Here is a 25,176-nt window from a genome sequence, read left to right as displayed (position 1 = left end):
GTTGCATAAATTCCGAACAAAGCACGAAAGATCAGAAGAAAAGCCTTACCGACGTAATCTTAAGGAAGCTGAGCCGCGTTTTGCGGCATCCTCAGACCAGTCATTCGCCCAGTCTGGGGATGCGCGGAAGCGCCCTTTATCGGCATTCGGCAGCCTTTCTACAGCCTCAGCTCGGTTAACGTTTCATACCAGCGGGTGAGCACGGCTTCGGGCTCCTTAAAGTCGACCTGAATACCAGACCTAATGTCCGCGTACGCAGCCACATCCGCACGGACGGATACGATATCCGCCTCGAAGCGCTCCCGCGGATGCTTGGCTGCGGGAAGCACCGGCAGAAGTCTCAGTGCCAGCTTTACGTAGTAAGCTTTGCCGGAGTAGACCAGAACGAGCATTGCTTGTCCCGTGCGGATCATATTTCGGGTCGTCGCGGTTCCGTTCCACATGGCCAGCCGGACCAGCCCCGGGTTCAGGGCGACGATCTCGCCTGCGCTGATCATGGCCGTATGCGGCCACCCCTCCTCGGTTACGGTCATCAGCATCATCGCTTCATGCTGCTTCGTGATCAGCTCCCTGCCGTCCAGCAGCTTGTACAGCTCGTCCGGAAGTACCGCTGTCTCCATGTATTTCATCGACCGACACTCTCCTTTCTTATGGTTTTCCCTATTGTACTCTATGAAGCAAACAATGGCTGTATAAAAAGAAACACGTAGGCTCTGCCAAATCCAGGCAGTTTCCGCTCCGCTTTCAATTACAAAACAAAAAGCAGCCCGGCCAAACGAATTTGACCAAGCTGCTCTAATTTACGGCGAAATCCTTAGGGTAAGTACCCCAGCTCCACTTCCTGCAGAACGCTTCTTGCGCGCTGCACCCACTCGTCCTCCAGATGTGCGTCAGGATCGAGCGGTGCCTGAAACTGGTCGAATAAGGCGCCGAGCAGATGGGGCATGGCATGCTTGTCAGTTCCCGTGTTGTATACGTACTTGAATACGAAAGGACGTCCCAGCTTAACAGTCGCCCGGCAGCCGCCGCATTCGCCGTCCAGATTGCCTTTGGTTACATGAAAAGGGATCCGCAGCCACACCATTCTTTCCTGGTCAAGGCGCTTATCCAGATAGCCGTGCTTGTAATCCCAATTGCCGGCCAGCGAAAAGTCATGCTTGCATAGGTAGCTGTCAATATTGACGAATTCGTCTTCCACATTTTCGAGTCTGGACTCCAAATTGATCATTCCTGCATCCTCCCTGTCGGTTTACCTTCAGGATGAGCAGGAATATCTTTCTTTATACTTCAGCGGCCGCCGTCCGGCGGGATTAGTCTGATTAGACCGGCTTAACCGACTCCGCCTTGACCAACGTCACATAAATCCGCTCATTTTCGACCGGCTTGCCTTCAATGATTTTGATCAGCTGCTCGGAAGCGAGGGATCCCCACTTTTTCTTGGAATAATCGATCGTCGCAAGCCTTGGGCGGATGTACTCCGACAGCTCGATATTATCGAAACCGATGATATGGATGTCTTTGCCCATCTCTAAATCCGTTTCGGATATATAATCATACATGCCGATGGCCATTTCGTCATTCAGGCAAAAGACCGCCACCGGACCCGCGAATTCCGCAGCAATCTGTTTGCCGGCCCGCTCGCCTCCCGAGCGGTTAAAGTCACCGGGAATTTCAATGCATTCCACGTCGCTGCTTCGTTCGACCGTTTGTCTGACCGCCGCTATACGCTGCTTCGAGTCGTAAGAGCCCTCGGGACCGGTAACCACGTAAATTTTCCGGTGTCCGAGGTCGATCAAATATTCCATAGCCAGGCTGGCTCCAGCTTTGTTATCAAGAAGAACGTGATTGATATTCGGATGGTTCAGCTCCCGATCCAGCACCACCAGCCGGTGCCCAAGCTCGGCAAAGTTCAGCAGCTGCTCGTCCGAGAACGTGTGGTCGAGGATCAGCGCCCCGTCAAACAGCTTCTCGGCCAGCAGCCGGTGCGACTGGGGTCCGCTGCATACCACCAGATCGTATCCTTTTTGAATCAGCGTGCCCTTCATTCCCTGAAGCAGATCTCCGTAGAAACCGCCGCTAAAATCCGGCAGAAAGGCCCCGATAATTTTCGATTCCTTTTTCTTCAGGCTTCGTGCCGCCGCATTGGGTACATAATTCAGTTCTTTGGCGATGGCCAAAATCCGGGCGCAGGTCTCATCCGTCACCTTCGAGCTTCCGTTCAGCGCGTAGGATACCGTTGATATGGATACGCCGGCTTTTTTGGCAATATCTTTAATGCTGGCCACGGCTTCTCACTCCAATCGTTTGGCTTCTCATTTCATTTTATCATTCTGTTTGAATCGTTTCGACACCGGTGCCCCGTTCCCCTGCACAACAGCGCTTTCATACAGGCTACATTTCATTTCTACCAACGGCGCTTGACCTGTTCGTGAAAAAGAAAAGGACCGCCCGGGCAGCGGATTTGCTGTCCCGGGTCGGCCCCTCAAATATACCGCTTCCGAATGGCTGGCTGCCGATCGTGGGCAGTCCTCGCCGCATGGACGGCAGCAGGTCTTCTTTAAATGTGAATCCCTGCGCGCATGTTTCGGGTTACTTCTTGGGATTGTACTCGACCGTAACCTCAAGGCTTGCCTTGTTCCCCATCAGGTCGGCTGCTTCCAGCACAATCCGGTTTTTCCCGCTGGCCAAGGTCAGTTTATGATTGAACTTGCCGTTCACGACTTTTATGGTAAAAGGCTTCCCGCCATTTAAGGAAACACTGATCGAGGAATCTTTCACAGCCTCGTTAACGCGGCCGGAGAGCACGTAGTTCCGGTTGTTTTGCGGTTTGCCTTTGTCGTCAACCGTGATGACCGGTGCCGTTGTATCCGAGCTGCCGGCCATATCGCCAAGAACAATGCCGAGACCGTTGGTCGCCAAGTATACGCGGCCGTAAACCCTTGGATCCCCGGTGATCGCCGTGTTGGCCGAACCAAACTGCTGGTCGTCATTGATACGGATCCACGTCTTTCCCGCGTCATCGGAGCGGTAAATGCCATCCACGTTGTTGATGGTGGCATGGGCATACAGTGCCATATATTTCTGGCCCGGAGCCGCTTTGCCGAAACCGATGGCCGCCGCGTCCTGGATCTGTCCCAGCTTCGTAAAGGTGCGTCCCGAATCCGTGGAATGCCATAATCCGTAAGGGCTGTCCTGGTTCGTGTTGTCTGCCGCAGCGGCTACCCAGATGTCTCCTTCCATACCAGGCACAGCTTTGAAGTTGCTTGTCAGGTTGGTTGGCAGGCCCGCAGCTGCCTTGGCGAAGGTTGCGCCTCCGTCCTGGCTGACATAGAACATGCCGTCCGCAATCGCATAAAACTTATTCGGATTCACCCGGTCCGAGGATACTCTCGCGCCGCTTGGAACTCCCGACGAGGCCGCCCAGGTGGCCCCCAGGTCGCGCGAATAGCTCACCGGCTTCGGAGCAGCCGAGTTGGATGGGCTCCAGACGATGGAGGACCCGTCCGCACCGACCGCGACGTATCCGCCCTGCGTGGCATCGTCGGATGCCGATGTCCAGGCGTTGGCCGCCGGTTTCCACGTCTTGCCGTTATCCGTGGACACGCCCATCCTCGGGTTCGCCCCGTCGCTGTTGCCGACGCGGACGACGATGTCCGGGTTCAGTTCAGCATAGTCGATATCCGTGCTTGTCCCGATATACGGATTCGTAATCATGGCCGGGGCCTTGGTCAGATCCTCGTGGCGGAAGCCGCCGATGTCCCCCATGGCGCTCAGGAGATGGGCTCCGCTCGGCGGGCTGATCAAGCCGAGAACCGCCGTCTCCTCGATCCCGTCGGCCATGACGGAGATGTTGACGTTTTCTCCTTTATCCAGGGCAGTCACGTTCTCTGACCCGTATAGCGTCGCGCCCGTACCGTACATGATCCGATCCGGGTTGAACGGATCGATCTCCAGGTCGCCGATCATCCATCCGAGCTTCGGATTCTGTTCAGGCAGATTCTTTTTCTCGCCCCAATCCAGCCACGGAGACAGGGAGTAGTCAATGGTATAGTTGTTCATCCTTACCGGGTCTTTGGCGTAATCCAGCGTCCAGAACGGCTTCCACGTCTTGCCGCCGTCCGTGCTCCGGTAGATAAATTCATCCGGCCACCATTTGTTCATCGTGGCGACCATGATCGTATCCGGGTGCTGCGCATCGACGGCAAGGCCGCCGTACGGGCTGTCTGTGGAACCCGCGCCGGTCGGGCTGATATCGGTCCACTGCCCGGTTAACGTATCGTATTTCCAAACCGAGCCTTCACCGCCGTTATACGGGCCCACCTCCTTGGTGTAGGTCACATAGAGGCTGCCGTTCTTCGAAAGCACGCCATGGTGCGGGATGAACCCTTGGTCAGGCTGTCCAGGCACCGGTTCCCAGGTTTGACCGCCGTCGGTGCTCCGATAGATGCTGTGCTCGGTATCGGCGACTCCCGCGTAAATCGTCTGGGTTGTTTTTCCTTTACTCCCCGTCGACGGGTCAAACGTTACCCACACGACACCGACGAGATCGTTGTAGGGGTCCTTCACGTTGCCGGCTGCGGTGAAGCTCTCAACTTTTTTCCAGGTGACTCCGTAATCAGTGCTGCGCCACAGCCCGTTGCCGCTGCGGGTACCCATGTAGAGAATGCGGTTATTGTTTGGATCGATCGTCAGCCGTTCGCCCATCGACCTTCCCGGCATATTTCCCCCGAGTTTAAAAGGAAGCTCCGTGCGCTGCCACGTCTCCCCTTTATCCGTAGAGCGGAGCAGCACGCCGTTCATATCGGTCCAGTCGTTGGTGTAGGTTCCGGCCGCCACGTACAAACGGTTGGTTTCCACCGGATCCGTCGCCAGGGTGTCCACGCCAAGCATGTTCCATTCTTTTGCACTGACAAAGTCCAGCAGCTGCTTCCATGTCTTCGTGGCCGGGACCCAGCGGTAGGCCCCTCCGATATCCGTCCGGGCGTAGATCAGGTCCTTTTCGCTCGGGTTGTAAACGATCCCCGGAACAAAACCTCCGCCGACGACCTTGACCCGGTCCCAGCTGTACGTTTGGACAGGTGCCTTGGGTCCTTTTCCATTGTTCGCCTTGTCAGCGGACACCGGGGGGCCCACCGTACCGGCCAGCGGCAGTGCGATGGAAGCGGCGAGAACCAAGCTTAACGTCTTCTTGAACATCATTGCCCTCCTCAATCATTAAATGGATTGGTTATTCGAAAGCGTTTTCGAAAAAATGCGATGATGACTGACATGAGGATTTGCTGCAGCTGCAGCACTTTATGTAAGCGGTTACCAATGATGAGTAAATTTATTGTAAGGGCAAAGACTGCCATAATAATACCCTAATAATTGGATGATTTTTCATGCGAAAATTAGACATGCACAATGAAAACAGCTCCTGGAATCAATCATCCAGGAGCTGTGATTTGCACGGCCGATGATCGGCAAGTTAACGCGAATCCCGATGTCAGCCCTTTGTTTTGCTGGAGACAGCTGTTTTGGCTTCCGCCTTCTTCAGCAGTTTATAGTCTTCGGATGTACCCGGCGTCCCTTGCGGCGAGTCCTTTAGCACTTGATAAATGCTGCCCTGATCGCTCACCAGCTGATTTTTGACGTATTTCTTCGCATCCTCCTCGTTGTTAAAAGCCGTTACGAACATAAAGCCCGTTTCGGAGGAAAGCACGCTTTTGGAAGCCTGGTCCCCTTTCAGCACGGACAGAACGTACACCAGGTAGCTTGCATGCTTATTCAGCTCCTGACCGTAAATATCTTTGTCGCCCGCCTGGAAAGCCGTCTCGTAAGAACCCTTGTTGGCTTTATCGACTTTCTTGAAGCTGTCCGGTACCTCCTTGGTGGATTTCGCCGTCATGAACGTAGTGGATCCAACCGGCACGGCAAACACCTTGTAATAATCGATGGTGCTTTCATCCGCCGCCTTCGCAAAGGTAACCTTGACCTCTTCATCCTTCAGCTCCGAGGCGGTAACACGGGTCACCAGCGTCGGATTGGACTGCAGTTTGATTTCATCCGAAGGTGTGGACAGAACGTTGCCCCTGCCGTCCGGGCTCATCACCGACAGAATGAACACTTTATAGGCAACTCCGTTCTCAATAAAGTTGCCGTCAATATCCTTGGCGTCAGAGCTAAGGGTTTGTTTATAATTGCTTCCCTTCGATGCTATCGTGTAGATCTTAACATCCGATGCTCCGTCCACCTTCAGTACGTTCGCCTTATCGGTCGGCACCACTAAAATGCGGTATTCGTACAAATTGCGCTCATCCGCCGCTTTAGTAAAGGAAACCTCCAGGTCGCTGCCGTTGTTTCTGTCCCCTACGTCTGAAACATTCACATTCGTTGCCGGGCTTGCGGTCTTCGTGGTCAGCGTGATCGGCGCGGAAGGATCAGACAGCGCATTGGTGCCGTACGCTCCTACGGACAAAACGAACACTTTGTAGCTGACGTCATTCTTGATGACGCCATTATCGACGTCGCGGGCTCCGGCTTTCAGCACGCCCCTTAAATCGGATCCCGTTTTATCAACGGCGGTATAAGCAGAGCTAGACACTTTTTCCGCATCGGAAAGGCCGAAGAAACGGGCCGAATCCGCCTCGACGACGAGAATTCGGTAACCTTTAATGTTGCTTTCGTCCTTGGCTCGATTGAAAGTCACCTGCAGATCTCTTGCATCGCCGTTATCGCCGATATCCGCCGCCTTCACATTCGTGGCCGGGTCGACCTTCACGTTGCCCGACAGCGTGATGGATGGCGAATAGGAGGAGAGAGCGTTTGTTCCGGCGTAGCTGCCCGTTCCTACCGACAGAACAAATACCCGATAGGAGATGCCGTTCCGGATGGCGTCCCCATCCACATCCCGCGCTCCCGAAGCGAGGGCTTTGCTGACGTTGCCGCCATTCGGCGTGATTGCCGTGTAGTTCGAGCTGCGCACCGCGTTGGCGTCATTCAGGTCAAACCGACCGGCATCCCCATTTTTCACGACGAGAATGCGGTATTGGCCAATATATCTTTCGTCGCCGGCGCGCTTAAAGTTCACGAGCAGATCCCGGCCGTCGCCGTAGTCGCTAATGTCGCTGACATTCACATTGCTTGCGGCATCGACGTTACCGTTGCCGTAGAGCACAATGGAAGAAGACGCCGAAGACAGCGCATTGCTGCCGGAATAGCTTCCCGTTCCCACGGCCATAACGAACACGCGGTATACAACGCCGTTCGCGATCAGCGATCCGTCGACATCACGCGCTCCGGAAGACAGTACCTGGCTGAGGTTATAACCGGTTTTGCCCACCTGCGTGTAATAAGCGCTCGGAACATTGTTTGCTGCCGAGAGGCTAAAGCTGCCTGCCTTGCTGTCCTTCACGACGAAAATCCGGTAAGAACCGATACGGGATTCGTCGGACACCTTGTTGAAGTTCACGCGCAGGTCCCGGCCGTCGCCATAATTGCTGATGTCATCCACGCGGGTAATGACCGGCGCGGATACCGCATTCGCCGCCAGCGTAATGGACGATGAAGCGGCGGACAGCTGCGAGGTGTAGCTGCCGGTATTGCTGACGGACATTACAAACACCGTGTAAGGAACCCCATTCCGAATCAGCTCGCCGGAAGTATCCCTTGCCGAAGAAGAAAGATTGCCGGACAAGGTCGTTCCAGCTTTGTTCACCACCGTGAAGTTTGAGGACGGCACCTTGTTCGCAGCCGCCAGGTCAAAGCTGTTCTTATCCTTCGTTTTGACCACATAGATGCGGTAATTGGTAATATTGCTCTCGGTTTGGGCCTTGGTAAAGCTGACGGACAGGTCCCGGCCGTCCCCGTAGTCGCTCGCATCGGACACTTTGATGTTCGAAACCGCCCCAACGGAAGGTACCGAAGACAGCGAAATCGTCTGGGATACGCCTGACAAGGCGCTATTCCCCTTTTTGCCTACAGTCAGGACAAATGCCGCATACGACTGCCCCGACCGGAGCAAATCGCCGTTCACGTCTCGGGTCTGGGACGACAAGGTAATCGACACGTCATCCCCGTTCGGGCGGATCGAAGTGTAGCTGCCGGTCGAAAGCGCCTGGGCGAGATTGAAATTGTACGCATTTCCCGATTTGACCATCAGCACCCGATATTCGCTTACGCCGGACTCCGGCGAAACTTTCGGAAAGCTGACCTCCACATCGCGTCCGTCACCGTTTTTGGAAATGATCCGGGCCGAAACATAAGCCACGGCATTTACCGGGCCGCCGGATGTCGTGATCGTTACCGTCTTGTTAGAAGCATTCCAGTCGACCTTTTCGCCCAGCGCCTCGCTGACAAACCGGACAGGCACCATTGTGCTGCCCTTGTAGATCTGTCCGGGCACATCCAAGGTCAACGTCCGGTTGTTAACGACCGCGGACGTGGAGCCGATCTTCAGCACGATCGTCGTTTGGTCCCGTTTCGCGGTGACGGTTTTCGTCTTCGCGTTCCAGTCGACCGTGGCGTCCAGCGCCTCGAAGATGGCTCTCATCGGGAGCATGGCCCTGCCTTTCACCATAATGGGAGCCTGGGAGGAGTACAGCTTCTGGCCGTCAATATAAATCGAGATTTGACTGGCGGCAGCCGCTGCCTGCCCCTGATTGGCGCCGAGGGCGACCGAGAAGATCATCACGGCGGCCAAGAGCGTTAACCAAATTTTTTTCACAAACGCGCCTCCTTTTGCTTTTCCTGATATAGAAAATATTGACTGTGTAATATCAGACGGAGGAAGCCGGCGAAAAGTTATCTGCTCCGAAAAAATATTTTTCAATGGGATCTCGGACCATTATTCGATGTCCCCGTTTCCCGTATAGAACCTGAGCGGTCTGAATCCCGCAGCGGTTTACGTGTATAATGATACTGAGTTAGCAATTTCCGGAATACGAGTACTGCTTTCATAAGGAGAATTCGGATATGTATAAAATATTGATCGTCGAGGACGATCCGAAGATCGCCGGTCTGCTTCAGTCCCATATTCAAAAATACGGAGACGAAGCCATCGTGATTCACGATTTCGACCGCGTCATGGACGAGTTTACGGCGGCCGCCCCCCATATCGTGCTGCTGGATGTCAACCTGCCGAGCTTCGACGGCTACTATTGGTGCCGGCAGATCCGTCAGGTATCGACCTGCCCGATCATTTTTATTTCGGCCCGCAACGAAAAAATGGACCAGGTCATGGCCCTGGAGAACGGCGGCGACGATTATATTACGAAGCCGTTTCACTACGAAATCGTGATGGCCAAAATCCGCAGCCAGCTCCGCCGCGTCTACGGGGATTACGCCGCCGCCGGCGAGCGGACGGTCGAACAAGCCGGGCTCGTCCTGTATCCCGAACGGATGGAGCTGAAGCTGGGGGACAAGCGGATTTCCCTGACCCGGAAGGAAACAATCCTGATCGAGACCCTGCTGGAACGCAGTCCGCGGCTGGTCTCCCGGGAGACGATCCTCGAGAAGCTGTGGGACGACACGTTCGTGGATGACAACACCTTGAGCGTCAATATTACCCGCGTCCGCAAAAGGCTGGCAGAGCTGGGCATCGGGGAGGCGCTGGAAACGGTGCGCGGCTCGGGCTACCGTCTCAATATGGCATGGAAGGATGAGGCATGACGGTGAAGCTCTTCATTCGTGACCATATTCCGCTGCTGATCTTCACGATGCTGGAACTGCTGGCCGTTGTGGCTGTGTTCTGGTTTGACGGATACGACCATCCGCTCACGGCGCTCTATGGCATTTTTCTCGGCCTGTTTATATTGGCCGGATATCTCATCTTTCGCTTCTTCAGCCAGCGGCTGCTGTACATGCGCTTATCCCGTCCATTCGAAGCCTTGAACGAGTCGATCGCCGCAGGCGGTACCGCTCCGGTGTCCCAAGCCTTCAACCACCTGCTGGAGACGCAGTACCGGCATTATCAGAACCTGCTTCAGACCTGGGAACGCAAGCAGCAGGAGCACCTGACCTTCATGAACCAGTGGGTGCATCAGATGAAGACGCCGGTATCCGTCATCGAAATGATTACGCAGGGCGAGGACGATGAGCGTCTGCTCAGCATATCGGAGGAAACGGACCGCATCCGGCGCGGCCTGGAGATGGTGCTGTACGTGTCCCGTCTCGAAACCTTCGAGCAGGACTTCAGCGTGGAGCCCGTCGGCCTCAGGCAGGCCGTAAACGAGACGGTGCACGAGCTTAAGCGGTATTTTATCCGCAGTCATGTATATCCGGAAGTTCAGGTGGACGACGGGGTTACGGTGCAAACCGATGCCAAATGGCTGCGGTTCATGCTCGAGCAGCTGTTGTCCAACGCCATCAAATATGCCGCCGGCACCGGCAGCAAAATTACGGTTTCCGCCACGATTGAAGACGATCGTTCCTTGACCCTGGAAATCCGCGACCGGGGCGTCGGCATACCGAAGGCGGACCTCGGACGGGTCTTCCGTCCCTTCTACACCGGTGAGAACGGCCGCAGGTTCAAGGAATCGACGGGTATGGGGCTGTATCTCGTAAAAGAGGTCGCGGACAAGCTGGGCCACGGCATTCGCATCGAATCGGCGCCCGGGGAAGGGACGGCGGTCCGCCTCCATTTCGAGCGCTCGCAGGTACAGGCGCGGAATCGCTGATTCCGGCGCCTTTTTTGCCGCGTGTCCGAGGCAAGCCAAGCTTACGGGCGGTGACATAAGCTTACATCCGTGTAAGTTTGCTGAAAGGTCCTTCCATAGGAGATTTCGGCTCCATCGCTTACACTGGACCTAGGGTGACCCCGCAAAGCATCCCTATACACCGATACGCCATCACGGATGTTGCGGGGGGCTGAAATTGAACGGACCGCCGGTTCCGCCGCTCTCCCGCGTGCGGGCAGGTGTCCGGGTTGAAGAGAAGGAGTGCTTCGGATGACGGACATTTTATCCGCCAAAAATATAGGCAAAATTTATAAAGGCATGGTATCTTACGAGGCTCTGTCCAATATCGATTTAACGATTCAGGAAGGCGAGTTCGTCGGTATCATGGGGCCGTCCGGCAGCGGAAAAACAACCCTGCTGAACATCGTGTCGACCATCGACCGCCCGACCTCGGGCGAAATCCGCATCGGCGGGCAAGACCCGTACCGCCTGTCCCAGGATCAGCTGGCACGGTTCCGGCGCCGGGAGCTGGGCTTCGTCTTCCAGTCGTTTAATCTGCTTCATACGCTGACGGTGAAGGAGAACATTATACTCCCGTTAACGCTGGATGGTGTCGGCGTGCAGGAAATGAACGAGCGGGTCGCCGCGCTGACCGAGAAGCTTGGTATTACCTCCATACTGGATAAGCGGACCTACGAAATATCCGGGGGGCAGGCGCAGCGAACCGCGATCGCGCGGGCGCTGATCCACCGGCCCAAGCTGCTGCTGGCCGACGAGCCGACAGGCAACCTGGACTCCAAGGCGGCGCGCGACGTGATGGAAATTCTGGAGAAGCGCAATCAGGAGGACGGGGCCACGATGCTGCTCGTCACCCACGATCCGGTGGCGGCGAGCTACTGCCACCGCGTCATTTTTATCAAAGACGGCCAGCTGTACAACGAAATCCATGACGGGGACAACCGCGCGGCGTTCTACCAAAAGATCATCAACGTGCTGTCGCTGCTGGGAGGGAACGGACATGAATTTTCGCCAGTTCGCCTTTAATAACGTCTTCCGGAACAAGCGGGCGTATGTAGCCCATTTTCTGAGCAGCGCCTTTTCGGTCATGATTTTCTTCATCTATGCCCTGCTGCTCTTTCATCCCGACCTGAAGGGAAACATCGTGTCCTCCAGCGGAACGCTGAGCATGCTCGGCTCGATAGGGCTGCGGGTGTCCCAATGTATCGTGTTTATTTTCTCGTTTTTTTTCCTGCTGTACTCGGCGTCTTCGTTTATCAAGCTGCGCAAAAAAGAATTCGGCATTCTGCTCCTGCTCGGCATGTCCCGCAAACAGCTGAACCGGATGCTTTTTATTGAAAATATCGCGATCGGCGCCGCCGCCATTATCGCCGGGATCATCGTCGGTGCCGTGTTCTCGAAGCTGATCCTGCTCATCTCCGCCTCGATGCTGGCGATCGTCGACGGGCTGCCCTTTTACCTGCCGGGAAAAGCGATCCTGCTGACGGCCGGGGCTTACCTGATTCTGTTTCTGCTGGTCGCTTCCTTCACCTCGGTGATGACCCGGAAAGGCACGCTCATCGAGCTGATCAAGGCGGAAGATAAGCCCAAGCCCGAGCCGAAGGCATCGGTCCTGCTGTCCGTCCTATCAGCCCTGCTCATCCTGCTCGGCTACGCCTGCGTGTTTCTGTTCGTGCTGCGCCGGATGTTCTCATTCCTGCTGCTGCTCGGCGGCGTGGCGCTGGTCATCGTCGGCACGTACTTCCTGTTCACCCAGCTTAGCGTGTACGTGATGAGAGCGATGAAGAAGCGGCCCCGTATCTTCCTCAAGCGGACGAACCTGCTGACGATCTCCGAGCTGATCTACCGGTTGCGGGACAATGCCGTGATGTTCTTCATGGTTGCGGTCATTTCCGCCACCGCTTTTACCGGAATCGGAACCGCGCTGGCCATTGGCGACCCCGGGCTCGCCGCGATGAAGAATCCGTATGCGTTCACGTACGATTCTTTCAATGAGTCAGACCATAAAAATTCATTTGAGCAGAAGCATGTCCGCCTGATTGAAGACACGCTGCGGAGAGAGGGTTTTGACTACCGCAAAGTATCCTTTATCCCGACTTATTCGGATAACGGGTTCATGCTGATCAAGCTGGACGATTACAACCGTCTGGCCAAGGCCCTGGGTTACGAGCAGGAGACGCTTCGCGAAGGGGAAGCGTTCGCAACGCCTTCGACGGTCACGCAAACCAGCGAGTTCAAGCTGGACGGATTAACCCAGGACAGCCTGACCCTGACGAAGGAAGGCTCGGAAATGACCCTGCATCTGCTTAAAGCGCTGCCGCATATCGTCGTACCCAATACCACCAATGTGTATGTCGTGTCCGACGCAGACTATGTGAAGGTGAACGCCGGCAATCTGCTCAAGATCGTCTTAGTGCAGTTTGTCGTCCCGGACTGGCATCACACCCTGCGCATCGCGCAGGAGCTCCGTGACACGATTAATAATGACGTCGATGAGTCGGGATATATGAATTACAACTTCCAGGCGCTCGTCATCGACTGGGTCCAGTCCCGGCAGCTGAACGGCATGCTGCTGATCGTCAGCGGGCTCGTCGGGATCGTGTTCTTCACCTTCGCCGCAAGCTTCATCTACTTCCGTCTCTATGCAGACCTGGCCCGGGACGAAGAGCAGTACCGGATGATCTCCAAGGTGGGCTTAAGCCGGAGGGAATTGGGGCGAACCGTCTCGAGACAGCTGCTGCTGATGTTCTTCCTGCCGATGCTGGTGGCGGTCATCCACAGCAGCGTTGCCTTTCTGGCCCTGCAGCAGCTGGTCGACTTCTCCGTCGCTTCGCATACGCTGGCCATCTTTGCCACGTTCCTGGCGATCCAGGTCATCTATTACTGGATCACGCGCTGGCGCTATTTAAATCATTTGCATCAGAAGATGATCTGAAGCTGGGTAAATCCCGTGGAAGCAAGCCTTGGTACGTGCAATCGTGCCAGGGCTTGTGTTATGTAGCCGGGGGAGCGATGGCTCGCTCAAAGCTGCTCCATTTCATTCCTGATATCCCGGCGTCGGTCTTCAATATATTCCCTGATGACATCCGGTTCCGAGTCAAACATACCGATATCCCACTTATATTTGGGATCGTCATAGATGTCCTGAGCAATGGCGCTGTGCATTTTCTTGACTACAGGCATCAGGCGCGACACGGTAAAGGTAGATTCCAGCGTCCGCTCAAGGATTCGCTTGTACTTCTGCCTGTACGCCTTGTAAGCCAGCACCTTTCCAGTCAGCACGTTGTATCCCTTAATCCTGACCAGGTCGGATTTTACAGCTTTACCATAGCAGTTTCTGCCCCAGGTGCCCTCATAATCCCAAGGGATCATTCCATACATGTTGCGCTTGCCGTATTCGAATATCGTATAGTTCTGGAGGAACCCGTCGTAATTTCCCGTCAGCACCGCCCCGCATAACCAGCGTAAATAATTGTCCATATCCAGGCGCTGCCGAAGATAATCGCTTAGCTCGGTCCCCTTTTTCCGGTTAATGCTTCGGATAAAGTCACCGAGACGATTCCTGTCCGTTTCGTCGCCCTTAATGAAAGCGTATCCTGACAGCAATCTGCTCGACTTCGCATTTTTTTCCGGCATGGCAAAGTCGGCATTATCATTGACCGCATAGATGATGCTTCGTGCATGGAGCCCCCTTTTGCGGAAAAAAGCGGACTTCACCGCCTCGATTCTTAAATACACCCCTTCCTTATTTCCATTCATATAAAGCACGCAGTGTTTCGTCGAGGGGCTGGGGACGCCAAGCACATTAAAATAATGAAATGAAAGGGCGTTTCTCATCAGGGACGGATCATCGTGTTCCGCGTTAAAGTGGTACGTCGCCTTGGCCGTCCGAATCTCATAGGATTTTTTCGGATATTCACGGGTATGGCCCCCGCGGTAACGAATGCGAATCGGAGTCCTCCGGCCATTCATGCTCATCGTTCCACTGACAAACGAATCGGACCATATGTTGCTCTCCAGCTTTTTCATCGCCGAATCCTTTAACTCGATTCGGTAGACAGGCAGACCCATGCCGTAACCGCCCTTCTAGATTGAATCGCATGATCAACGGCCTGCCCGGCCCGCTGGGGCTGAGCACGGCGTGATCATTTGCCCTATTTAGGCTTTGTTCAACCTATGCGGCCCCGGCAGTTCACGTAAGGGCTGCCGCCTTTCTAGTGTAAAAACTATTCGGCAGACATAGAAAGATAGACTCCGGTTTGATTTCGGATAATCTAGTATTTTCGGCTAGTCCCCTTTTTTGCAAGACACATATAAATAGATTACAGATAGACTCGAAGGACAAATAAAGCCCTTCATGAGACTATCCAAACTATCTTGGAAGGGGTAATTGGTATGTCGTTAGCAGGTCTTAACACAATGAACTCCATTGGGAGCGAGGTGAAAATCAATCGCGGCGGGCCCGATTCGATCGTAGGTGTTCTGGTGGGCGTACAACATGGTTACCTGGCCGTTGCGACGAAAGAGGGCATCGTCTATGTCAACAGCACCCATATCAAAAGCATCAGCAGCACAGGCAAATCCGGAGGGGCAAAAGCCATGACGGCGAACCCGGTTATGGCAGGAAACTTCGCTGGATTGCTGCATTCGCTCCGCTACCAACGCGTACAAATTAACCGCGGCGGCCCGGAAAAAGTCGAAGGTGTCGTTGCGGATGTGAACCAATCCACATTGACACTGGTAGCCAAAAATGATGAAGTCATCAGTATTCCGATATACCATGTAAAATCCGTTATGGTAATCGGCTCGAACACCAGTGGAGGAAACAAGAACAAGAGCGGCGGTAACAAAAACCAATCTAAAGGCAACCAATCTAAAGGCAACCAATCTAAAGGCAACCAAACCAAAGGCAACCAAACCAAAGGCAACCAAACTCGGGGTAACCAAACCCGTGGCAACCAAACCCGCGGCAATCAAACCCGTGGCAACCAAACCAGAGGCAACCAAACCAGAGGCAACCAAACCAGAGGCAACCAAACCAGAGGCAACCAAACCCGCGGCAACCATACCAAAGGCAACCAAACCCGCGGCAACCATACCAAAGGCAATCTGACAAGAGGGGCCATGGAATGGGCTAGCAGATCCTGGAGAAAGCCCAAACCGATCAAACGTACGGTACGCAAGCGCAAAATCAGTAAATAAGCCATGACTGCATTCAACAAAATTGACCCTTCGCGTTGAATCCAATCCACAAAGGGGGGAATAAGCCATGTATGTATTTATTGCAGTTTTAATTGCCGGAATCCCGTTGTACTGGATGATACGTCCAGGAAAAGCTACACGGACAGCAGATCCAGTCATTCAGCCAGTATCCAGTGTTCTCCCCCTGGGAGGTGAGTCAAAGTAAATGTCTGACTACCAAATGTGGCTAACAGTCGGCGTATTTGCCATCACCGTCATTTTCTTGATGTGGCGCCCCCGCGGAATCAACGAATCCATTTCCACCACCGCCGGAGCATTTATTCTGCTCGCCGCCGGGGTCGTCCCTTTAACGGACCTGATCACCATTTTCAACATCGTTTCCGGAGCCGCTGTGACGATTCTGTCTACGATCGTGATGTCCCTGGTGCTGGACAGCGTCGGTGTTTTTCGCTGGGTTGCTCTCAACCTGATTGAACGGGTAAACGGTTCCGGCCGAAAGTTGTTCTGGTATGTGATCCTGCTCTGCTTCCTAATGACGATTTTCTTTAATAACGATGGCAGTATCCTGATCACAACGCCCATCATTATTCAAATCTGCTCAATGCTGAAATTAAAGCCGCATCAAAAAATACCGTATCTCCTGTCCGGCGCACTCATCGCAACGGCATCCAGCGCACCGATCGGCGTAAGCAACCTGGCGAATCTCATTGCGCTTAATATCGTAGGCTTGGACCTGAACAGCTATACCCTAATTATGTTCATCCCCTCCATGATCGGGATCGCAACGATCGCCCTGCTGCTCTACCTCTATTTTCGCAAACAGATACCCGTTACCATCTCCCGTAACCCCGCCCGTGATTATTCATTAGTTAACATACACCCGCTTCAGCAGCCAACGGAAACCAGAACCCAAATCGACTGGTGGCTGTTTCGGGTCAGCATCTGCATCGTAGTCCTCTTCCGGGCAGGTTTTTTTCTAGCAGCAAGCTTGGGTATACCGCTCGAGTATGTCGCAATCACCGGGGCCGCCCTCATCGTCTTCGTCCGCTGGTTTCGGACCAAAACAGGGATTAAGGACATTGTTACGAAGACGCCTTGGCATATCCTACTGTTCGCCTTCAGCATCTATATAATCGTCAAAAGCCTGGATAACGCCGGGTTAACCGCCGCTTTAATCAACGGATTACAACCTTTTGCCGGCATGGGTGAAGCCAGTCTGATCGCCGCATTCGGACTTTTGTTGACCCTGTTGTCCAATATCGTGAATAACCTGCCGTCCGTCATGATCGGAACTTTAGCGGTGCTCGGCATGGGACTTGATCCGCAGCATGTCCATCTAGCTTATATGGCAACGATTATCGGAAGCGACATCGGTTCATTGTTGACGCCCGTCGGAACCCTCGCTACCTTGATATGGATGTTCATGTTAAGAAGCAGCAAAATTCATATCACATGGAAGCAGTATATGCGCGTTACGTTCATTGTGATACCTGTCGGTCTAATCGTCAGCCTCGCCAGCCTTTATCTCTGGACCCAATATGTCATATGAAAGGAGGCAAGCTATGGAGTCCATCCGTTCTCTACTTGGAAAAACAATAGAATTAAAGGTCTCGGGCTATAAAATCCCGATCATCGGTGAACTCATTGATGTCGGCAGTGATATTTTGGTCCTCTACTCGGAAAACAAATATATTTACACTCCGGTACACCATCTTCAGCACATGAAGGTCATTGAGGAGGTCGAGGATTCGTCTCAGGCTAACAAAGAGCCCGTTCTTGACCATGCCCATATTTCTTTTCGCAAGATGCTGATGAATGCAAGGGGAATATTTACGGAAATCCATCTTGGCGGTGCCAGTTCGATTCATGGGTATGTAACCAGCATTATGAATGATTATTTCCTTTTCTACTCCCCTGTTCACCATACTGTATATATCCCGCTGCATCACGTGAAATATTTGTCTCCGTACCCTCCGAATATGACCCCCTATGATTTGAGCGATTCGCATTTTCCCGTGCAGCCGGCAGCACCGACCTTATCACGGAACCTGGAACAGCAGCTTGAAAAATTCCAGAATGGTCTGGTCGTGTTCGATTTAGGTGAATCCCCCCTCAAAGCCGGGCTCCTCAAAAAAGTAGACAGTCATATTATAGAGCTGATCGAAGCGGGAGGCGAAACCATCCTTCTTCACACGGATCATATCAAATCCATTCATCTTCCCTAACTAAAAACAGCCAATCAGAGCATGCTCTGGTTGGCTGTTTTTGCATAACGCCGGAATCCGGTAGGGGGGCCGTTTCCGGTTCTAAGGGGGGAGCTACGCGCAGAGCTGTGGGGAAGGGACCTAGGGTCCAGAAGCAGGAATCCTGCGTGCGGAGAATGGCGTTGTTTGGTTAGCTGGGGCGACCGGCTTATCGTCTCGCCTTCCGATCTGCGCATATTTTAACCGAAGAACAGGCCTTTGGCGATTAACGAAAGTTAACGGACCGGCCTTTTTTTTATATAATGAGAGAAAAAAGTACGGAAAAGGCATCCATTTTGTCGGAAATTTGGAGGATACGATGATCACGCGGACCGATGCAATCATGTTAAAAACAAAAATCACCTTGCCCCTTCCAAAAGATGGCCTGGTCGATAGAGAACGCCTTCTTCAATCCCTGTCGGATGGAGTTCATGGCAGACTCACCTTGATTTACGCCCCTGCCGGCTCAGGCAAAACTACCCTGTTGACGCAGTGGGCCCGAAGCCGAAGCGAAAGCTGCGCCTGGCTGGCGCTGGACGGCCGTGACAACGATCCGGTCCGGTTCTGGCGCTATGCGGCGTTTGCATTGGCGGAAGTCATGCCGGACCCGGCAGCCCCGCGAATGCTTGAGCTGGCCGATGCCCTGCCGGCCCTGTCGGCAGATGCATTCTTGGATGCGTTAATCAACGAGCTTCATGGACTGTCCGGGCCTGTAAGGCTCGTATTGGACGATTATCATTGGATAGAAGATGACCGCATTCATAACGGCTTGTCTTACCTGATCGACTACATGCCCCCCACGCTCCATGTGACGATTGCGAGCCGCAAGGAAGTACCTTTTCCGGTGTCAAAATGGCTCTCCAAGCGGGAATGCGCCGTCATAGACGCCGGCAGGCTCCAGTTTACCCGGCACGAGTCCGAACAGTTCTATCAAAAGTCCGGCATCATGCGGCTGACCCCGCTGCAGATCGACCGGATTGCGGAACGGACCGAGGGATGGGCAGCCGGCCTGCAGCTGGCTTCGCTCTCTTTAAGAACGGCCGAAGACGTAGACCGATGGATTGATGGCTTCTACGGTGACCACCGGGATGTGGCCGATTACCTTCTTCAGGAGGTGCTTACGCAGCTTCCCGCCGACCTGAGATCGTTCGTGCTGACGACGGCCGTTCTCGACCGGATGGATGCGGACATATGCAGCCTGCTCACGGGCGACCCTGCCAGCGGGGACAAGCTTGAAGCGGCCCGACGGTTCAATTTATTCCTCATTCCGCTGGACGTGAAGCATAAATGGTTCCGCTACCACCATTTATTCGCCGGATTTGTCCGGGAACACCTCAAGCGGCATCAGCCCGAAGAGTGGATGCGGCTGAACCGGCTGGCAAGCCGGGGCTTTGCGTCCCGCGGATTGCTGGACGAAGCCGTCGACCATGCCATGGCTGCCGGAGATTACACCGAGGCGGGCCGCCTTCTCGAGCAGCATATTCCAGCCGTGCTGGAGCGCGGAGAAGTTTCCGTCCTGCTGCGCTGGTTCGAGGGATTCCCGCCGGCGCATGAGCTGTCCTTGGAGCTGTCGCTCCTGTACGCGTTCGTGCTGGTGCTTACCGGGCGTTTCGGCCAGGCGGAAGCCCGACTCGGCTCACTGGAGGCGACGACCCGGATGCTGAAGGAATCGGAGCGGCTGAAGCAGCTGCAGAGCGGCATCCTGTTCGTCCGTTCCAATTTGATGTTCGCAAGCGGAGACTTCACGAATTGGTTTGCCTTCATCGGCACCATGCTGGACGATATTCTGCCGGCTGACCCGACCTATTATATGTTTAACTACAACAAAACGGAGCCTCTTGTGAGACGGACCGCGCTGGGGCTAAAAGGAGTCCTGTCCGCGGATACGGAAAAAATCGGCGCGCTGTTTATGGGTGTGCTCGCCGCCCATGGCTGGCAGCGGTCGCTCATTCATCTTTACGTGAAGCAGTCGCTCGTTGAAGGATATTATGAATGGAACCGTCTCGGCGAAAGCCGCCAAATGCTCCAGGAGATGACGGCTCTGACCGAGGAATTGAACGTACCGGGACTGCGCCTCCCCCTGCTGATCATGAAGGCCCGCCTGCTCATTGCGGACGGGCGGACCGCCTTGGCACATGACGTCATCGACGAGGTGCTGGAAGCCCCGCTCTCATTATCTGCCGGCTGGGGCACGCCATGGATCCATCTGCTGACGGCATTCAAAATCCGCATGCATCTTGCGAACGGGCAGATGCCGGCCGCCAAGAAGCTGATGGCCCGGCTGGGGCTGTCCGCCAAGGACAAGCCGACTTTTCAGCGGGAGTATGAATTGATGACGCTCGTGCGCCTGCTTGGCAAGCAGCGAAAGGAGAACGAGGCGCTGCGGATTCTGGAGCACCTGCTGCCCCAATCCGAGCGCGAGCAGCTCGTTTCCGGCATCGTGGAAAACCACATCCTGCAGGCGCTGTTGAAGGAACGGCTGGGGCAAAAAACGGCCGCCCTCCGCCACCTTCATACCGCCCTGTTCCTGGGGGAACAAAACGGATATATCCGGAGTTTCGTGGATGAGGGCAAGCCGATGATGATGATGCTTGGCCGGTATGAGGCGGCCGTCATTCGCGGAGAGTCCGGTGGAAGCCATGAGGACGTTGGAGCCGGGCCCTCGGGGGAAGCGTCCGGGGACTACGTCCGCAAGCTTCTTGAGCAATTCCCCATGGCCATGCAGGAGACAGCGGCTGCGGCTGCCGCTCCGGCCTCAGCTGAGCCGCTGAGCCGCAGCGAATCCGAGCTGCTCCGGCTGATCGGCCAAGGGGCCAGCAATAAGGAGATGGCCGCCGAACTGGCGCTGTCGGAAGGGACCATCAAGGTCTACTTATCCCGCCTGTACGAAAAGCTTGGCGTATCCTCGCGGACCCAGGCGCTCGTTACGGCCCGGCAGCTCGGTCTGCTGTCTTAGGCAGCCGGACCGTCATCTCCGTGCCTTCTCCCGGAGCGCTTTCGACCGAGACGCTGCCGCCGTGCATCTGCACGATTTTCTGGATAATCGACAGTCCCAGCCCGCTTCCCCCGCCGGAGCGGGTTCTTGATTTATCCGCCTTAAAGAATCTTTCAAAAATTTGCTCGAGGTCTTCGGCCGAGATACCGATGCCGGAATCCTTGACACGAACGACGGCCTCCTGCCCGCTTTCCTCGAGAAAAACCTGGACCGTTCCGCCCTCCGGCGTAAACTTAATCGCATTGTGGAGCAGATTCACCCAGACCTGGCTGAGCAAATCCCGATCCGCCTCGATCGTCACGGGCTCAAACTCTACGGACATATCCAGATCCTTGCCCTGCCACTGGGGCTCGCAGGCGAGAACAAGCATCTGCAGCTGTTTGTCCAGCCGGATGGGCTCGACGTGAAACGGATGCTTGTCGGAATCAAGCGACGCCAGTCGCAGCATATTCTCCGACAGCCGGGAGAGCCGCACGCTCTCCTCCTCAATAATGTTCAAGTAATGGTCCCGCTGGCCGGGGCTCAGGTTCTCCTCGCGCAGCACCCGGGCAAAGCCGCTGATTGAAGTCAGCGGGGACTGAATCTCATGGGATACGTTTGAAATAAACTCCTGGCGCATATGCTCCAGGTTGTTCAGGTCGGCGGCCATGTTGTTGATCCCTTTTACAATCCCGCCCCAATGACCGTTCTCGCCGAACACCGGAATTTCCACCTTGAAATCGCCCTTGGAGATCCGTTTCAGCGCATCGATGACCAATTGGTAAAACTCTGTCTGCCGCCGCTGCGCAAAACGAGAAATAATCGAGATGGATACGCCGAAAATGACAAAGCCCAGCACCGAGTTCAACAGCTGCCTTACGAGGGGCGAGATGTGCCAGCGAAGGCCGTGAGTTAAATAGAACGCAGCGGTCCAGCAAACGATGAGCGCAGACAGCACAAGGATCATGAAAAAGATGATCCGGACGCGCAGCCACAGGCTCGGCGGCTCGCCGTCCATGCCCCGAATCTCATTCTCTCTGCGCTTCGCAATTTCTTCCCGCTTTCTTCTTCGCTCTTCCCTCCGGAGCCGGTGAGCTTCCTGCCGGTCCGCCGGCCTCGCCCCGCTCTCTCGGTTCATCCGCTGCCAGGTCTCGTTATGTTCCCGATCCGTCATGACAGCACCTCAAGCCGGTAGCCGAGGCCGCGGATCGTGCGGATCTGAAAGCGGTCCTGCTGGTCGGCAAACCGCTCCCGCAGCCGCTTGATATGCACATCGACGGTCCGTTCGTCACCTTCATAGTCATAGCCCCAAATATGCTCAATGATTTGATCCCGGGAAAACGTCTTGCCGGGATAGCTGCCAAGCAAAAACAGCAGCTCGAACTCCTTTAAAGGGAGCGTAAGCGCAGCCGATCCTGCGTAGCATTCGTACGTTTTGCGGTTCAGGCGCACGTCGCCAAACTGGATTTCCTGCGAGGCTGATATTTTATAACGCTTGAGCAGCGCCTTCACCCGGACGGTCAGCTCGAGCGGGTCAAACGGCTTGACGAGATAGTCGTCGGTCCCAAGCTCAAACCCTTTGACCTTCTGCGAGGTTTCGCCCTTGGCCGTCAGCATCAGCAGCGGGATGTCATAGGCCGCATCCAGCTCGCGGCACAGTTCCCAGCCGTCCATGCCCGGCATCATAATATCGAGGATGACCAGATCGGCCTTGAACGACTCCATCGCCTCCAAGGCTTCATCTCCGTTCGCCGCCTCCGCTATCGTGTAGCCCTCATTTTTCAGCAGATGGCTGACGAGCTCCCGGATATGGGGATCGTCGTCGACAACCAGTATATGAGCCAAGTCGCCTCACTCCTTTCTATCATTGATATGGAATGAACACGAACGTTCGCAGTTATGCGTCCATGCATTCATGCCCCAACCGATGGGGCTATTTGCGTCCTACCTGCATTTTAACGATTCCGTTCCGATCTCGTAAACATCCATGTGCCGACGACCGTGAAGACCAGGAAAAATCCGGCCATCACCAGCAGATCCGTCACCGGATGGTACAGTACGACCTGCGAGTAGACCGGTGTCCCGGAATAAAATACCGCACGGGCCAAATCGATGCAGTACGTCATCGGCATAATATGGGCGAGAAAGCCGAGAATGCCGGTGGAATGCTGGATTGGAATCATCGCTCCCGACAGGAACATCTGCGGCATGACGAGCAGCATCGAACCGATATCCGCCGTTTTACTGTCTTGGACAAACCCGATGAAGAAAATACCCAGCGATCCGCCGATCAGGCAGAACAGCGGCGTAATGAGAAACAGCCACACGATATGCATGCCGCCCAGCGGAATTTGCATCAGGAGTGCGACGATCAGGATGCCAAGCAGCCCAACGATGCTGGTGAAGCTTGAACCAATCATTTTGCCGAGGATAATGGAATACCTGGAGATCGGGGACACGTACAGCTCCTGCGTCAAATTCTGGTTCCTTTCCTCGATCAGGGAGCTCATCCCTGTGATAAGGCCTGTGAACACGCTGTTGACGATCATGCCGATCATCATGAACTGTAAATAATTGTATCCGAGATTGCCGGCCATGTTCTGCGACAGGCTTCCGCCGAAGATGCCGATAAAAATGATCGGAAAGACGATGCTCACGATCATCAGCACCGGATTTTTGATGCCCTTCGTAATTTCCCGCGCGGCGATCGCCACAACCGCGTTGCTTTCTTTTTGCGCTTTGGTCATGAGCATTTAGACCGCCCCCTTTCTCGATTCGTCGTTTTGACTCTGCTGCACCAGGCTCAGATAAGCTTCCTCCAGCGTCTGCTGGTGCACTTCCATCCGGCTTAACGGCGTATGCAGACGGGCTACGAGGGACTGTGGCGTTTTATCCTGAAAACGGACGCGGAAGCACTGCTCCTCCTCGGTAAAAGAAACCTGAAGCGCCTCCAGCTCCGCCCGCAGCGCCTTCCGGTCGCCGGCGTCGATCAGCATGCTTTTGTCGCCCAGCAGCTTGTGCTTGATCTCTTCCGGCGTTCCGAGCACCGCCACTTTGCCGTGCGTGATCATGCACACCCGGTCGGCTTCCTCCGCTTCTTCCAAATAGTGCGTGGTCAGGAATATCGTAATGTTTTCTTCCTTGCGGATCTTCTGCAGGTAAGCCCACAGCGATTGGCGGGCGGAGGCGTCCAGCCCCTGCGTCGGCTCATCCAAAAATAAAATTTGCGGCTTGTGCATCAAGCTGCGCATGATTTCCAGCTTGCGCTTCATCCCGCCGGAGAAGCCCTTGACCTTCTTGAACAAATTGTCGTGAATGCCGACGATGGCGGCCAGCTCCTCGATCCGCTGCTTGTATTCCTTCGGCATCATGCTGTAGAACGGCCGGTAGGCGTAAACGCCATAGATGCTGACGTGAAGGCGGATGTTCTCTTCCGCCGTCAAATCCAGGTCCAGGCTCGGGTTCTGAAAAATAATGCCGACATTCCGGCGCACTTTCGCCGCTTCCTTTTCCACATCGTAGCCGGCGATCATGACCGTGCCTTCGGTTTTGGACAGCGTGGTGGTCAGAATCGAAATCGTGGTCGTTTTCCCGGCCCCGTTCGGGCCCAGGAAGGCGAAGAATTCGCCCCGCCCCACCTCGAAGCTGATCCCGTCCACGGCCGGGCGTTTGCCGCTTTTATATTGTTTTCGTAATTGTTCTACGCGAATGATGGGTTCCATCTTCATACCTCCCTTAATTCTGGGTCACCAGCCGGGCACGCAGGAAGCAGCGCCGAACTTGTGAACGGTACTAAGATTAAACCCACATTATGAACTGAATATGAACTGATGGGACTCCGCATGCGGATCATGCTTCCGATCCCTGTTATTCCCAGATTTCCATGGAACGGTTAGAAAGTTGAAATCCGGAAATAAAGGGGACCACTTCGTTTCTTCAGCATGAATCCGCCTGCTACGCCTGAAGGCAAGGGGGATGGCATGCACTGCAAGCCTTGCAGCCACCCTGAGATAATAAACGCCGATAAAGTTTGGATTTAATCAAACTTTATCTTGAATCGCTTCCAAATTATTGTATGATGGAT

The 25,176-nt window shown here is 54.7% G+C and carries 18 protein-coding genes; 8 read left to right on the top strand and 10 right to left on the bottom strand.

The window, feature by feature from the left end:
• Window positions 1-158: 158 nt before the first annotated feature.
• From FHS19_RS23015 to FHS19_RS22995, 5 genes are all read right to left on the bottom strand, one after another.
• Window positions 159-620, bottom strand: coding sequence for a pyridoxamine 5'-phosphate oxidase family protein (locus FHS19_RS23015; RefSeq protein ID WP_183584560.1), 462 nt, complete (start codon window positions 618-620; stop codon window positions 159-161).
• A 194-nt stretch (window positions 621-814) separates the two neighbouring features.
• Entirely contained in the window at window positions 815-1,228 is a 414-nt protein-coding gene (locus tag FHS19_RS23010) for a YugN-like family protein (protein WP_076173024.1), read from the bottom strand.
• 91 nt (window positions 1,229-1,319) lie between these two features.
• Window positions 1,320-2,285, bottom strand: coding sequence for a LacI family DNA-binding transcriptional regulator (locus FHS19_RS23005; RefSeq protein WP_183584152.1), 966 nt, complete (start codon window positions 2,283-2,285; stop codon window positions 1,320-1,322).
• Window positions 2,286-2,589: 304 nt separating this feature from the next.
• Window positions 2,590-5,196 carry a WD40/YVTN/BNR-like repeat-containing protein gene (locus FHS19_RS23000; protein ID WP_183584559.1) on the bottom strand — a complete coding sequence of 869 codons (2,607 nt, stop codon included), beginning with the start codon at window positions 5,194-5,196 and terminating at the stop codon, window positions 2,590-2,592.
• A 289-nt stretch (window positions 5,197-5,485) separates the two neighbouring features.
• The gene (locus tag FHS19_RS22995) at window positions 5,486-8,704 is read right to left on the bottom strand and encodes a copper amine oxidase N-terminal domain-containing protein (protein WP_183584151.1); all 3,219 of its coding nucleotides are present in this window, start codon (window positions 8,702-8,704) and stop codon (window positions 5,486-5,488) included.
• A gap of 248 nt (window positions 8,705-8,952) precedes the next feature.
• Between FHS19_RS22995 and FHS19_RS22990 the strand changes: the two genes are divergently transcribed.
• From FHS19_RS22990 to FHS19_RS22975, 4 genes are all read left to right on the top strand, one after another.
• Window positions 8,953-9,648: a response regulator transcription factor gene (locus FHS19_RS22990; protein ID WP_183584150.1), complete on the top strand. Its 696-nt coding sequence runs from the start codon at window positions 8,953-8,955 to the stop codon at window positions 9,646-9,648.
• 2 nt (window positions 9,649-9,650) lie between these two features.
• On the top strand, window positions 9,651-10,655 hold the full coding sequence (locus FHS19_RS22985; protein ID WP_183584558.1) for a sensor histidine kinase: 1,005 nt from the start codon (window positions 9,651-9,653) through the stop codon (window positions 10,653-10,655).
• A 270-nt stretch (window positions 10,656-10,925) separates the two neighbouring features.
• Window positions 10,926-11,699: an ABC transporter ATP-binding protein gene (locus FHS19_RS22980; protein WP_183584149.1), complete on the top strand. Its 774-nt coding sequence runs from the start codon at window positions 10,926-10,928 to the stop codon at window positions 11,697-11,699.
• On the top strand, window positions 11,674-13,608 hold the full coding sequence (locus FHS19_RS22975; protein WP_183584148.1) for an ABC transporter permease: 1,935 nt from the start codon (window positions 11,674-11,676) through the stop codon (window positions 13,606-13,608). The genes FHS19_RS22980 and FHS19_RS22975 overlap by 26 nt, the downstream gene beginning before the upstream one ends.
• Before the next feature lie 86 nt (window positions 13,609-13,694).
• Here the strand turns inward: FHS19_RS22975 and FHS19_RS22970 are convergent, their stop codons facing one another.
• The gene (locus FHS19_RS22970; RefSeq protein WP_183584147.1) at window positions 13,695-14,744 is read right to left on the bottom strand and encodes a CotH kinase family protein; all 1,050 of its coding nucleotides are present in this window, start codon (window positions 14,742-14,744) and stop codon (window positions 13,695-13,697) included.
• Window positions 14,745-15,092: 348 nt separating this feature from the next.
• Between FHS19_RS22970 and FHS19_RS35045 the strand changes: the two genes are divergently transcribed.
• The 4 genes from FHS19_RS35045 (at window position 15,093) to FHS19_RS22950 (ending at window position 21,074) form a co-directional block, all read left to right on the top strand.
• The gene (locus tag FHS19_RS35045) at window positions 15,093-15,875 is read left to right on the top strand and encodes a hypothetical protein (RefSeq protein ID WP_183584146.1); all 783 of its coding nucleotides are present in this window, start codon (window positions 15,093-15,095) and stop codon (window positions 15,873-15,875) included.
• A gap of 205 nt (window positions 15,876-16,080) precedes the next feature.
• The gene (locus tag FHS19_RS22960; protein WP_183584145.1) at window positions 16,081-17,424 is read left to right on the top strand and encodes an arsenic transporter; all 1,344 of its coding nucleotides are present in this window, start codon (window positions 16,081-16,083) and stop codon (window positions 17,422-17,424) included.
• 13 nt (window positions 17,425-17,437) lie between these two features.
• Window positions 17,438-18,100, top strand: coding sequence for a YwrJ family protein (locus tag FHS19_RS22955; RefSeq protein WP_183584144.1), 663 nt, complete (start codon window positions 17,438-17,440; stop codon window positions 18,098-18,100).
• A gap of 337 nt (window positions 18,101-18,437) precedes the next feature.
• Window positions 18,438-21,074: a winged helix-turn-helix domain-containing protein gene (locus FHS19_RS22950; RefSeq protein ID WP_183584143.1), complete on the top strand. Its 2,637-nt coding sequence runs from the start codon at window positions 18,438-18,440 to the stop codon at window positions 21,072-21,074.
• Here the strand turns inward: FHS19_RS22950 and FHS19_RS22945 are convergent.
• From FHS19_RS22945 to FHS19_RS22930, 4 genes are all read right to left on the bottom strand, one after another.
• Entirely contained in the window at window positions 21,043-22,266 is a 1,224-nt protein-coding gene (locus FHS19_RS22945) for a sensor histidine kinase (protein WP_312887305.1), read from the bottom strand. The two genes, FHS19_RS22950 and FHS19_RS22945, sit on opposite strands and share 32 nt — an antisense overlap.
• A complete protein-coding gene (locus FHS19_RS22940; RefSeq protein WP_183584142.1) occupies window positions 22,263-22,937 on the bottom strand; it encodes a response regulator transcription factor in 675 nt (224 codons plus the stop codon). Before FHS19_RS22940 ends, FHS19_RS22945 begins: the two co-directional genes overlap by 4 nt.
• Window positions 22,938-23,047: 110 nt before the next feature.
• Window positions 23,048-23,845, bottom strand: a complete 798-nt coding sequence (locus tag FHS19_RS22935; RefSeq protein ID WP_183584141.1) for an ABC transporter permease — start codon at window positions 23,843-23,845, stop codon at window positions 23,048-23,050.
• On the bottom strand, window positions 23,846-24,814 hold the full coding sequence (locus FHS19_RS22930) for an ABC transporter ATP-binding protein (RefSeq protein ID WP_183584140.1): 969 nt from the start codon (window positions 24,812-24,814) through the stop codon (window positions 23,846-23,848).
• Window positions 24,815-25,176: the final 362 nt, after the last annotated feature.

This window comes from Paenibacillus rhizosphaerae, from assembly GCF_014192015.1.
Lineage (GTDB): Bacteria > Bacillota > Bacilli > Paenibacillales > Paenibacillaceae > Paenibacillus_AQ > Paenibacillus_AQ rhizosphaerae.
Note: the sequence above shows the minus strand (reverse complement) of the source record. Positions and strands in the feature narration are given on the sequence as shown.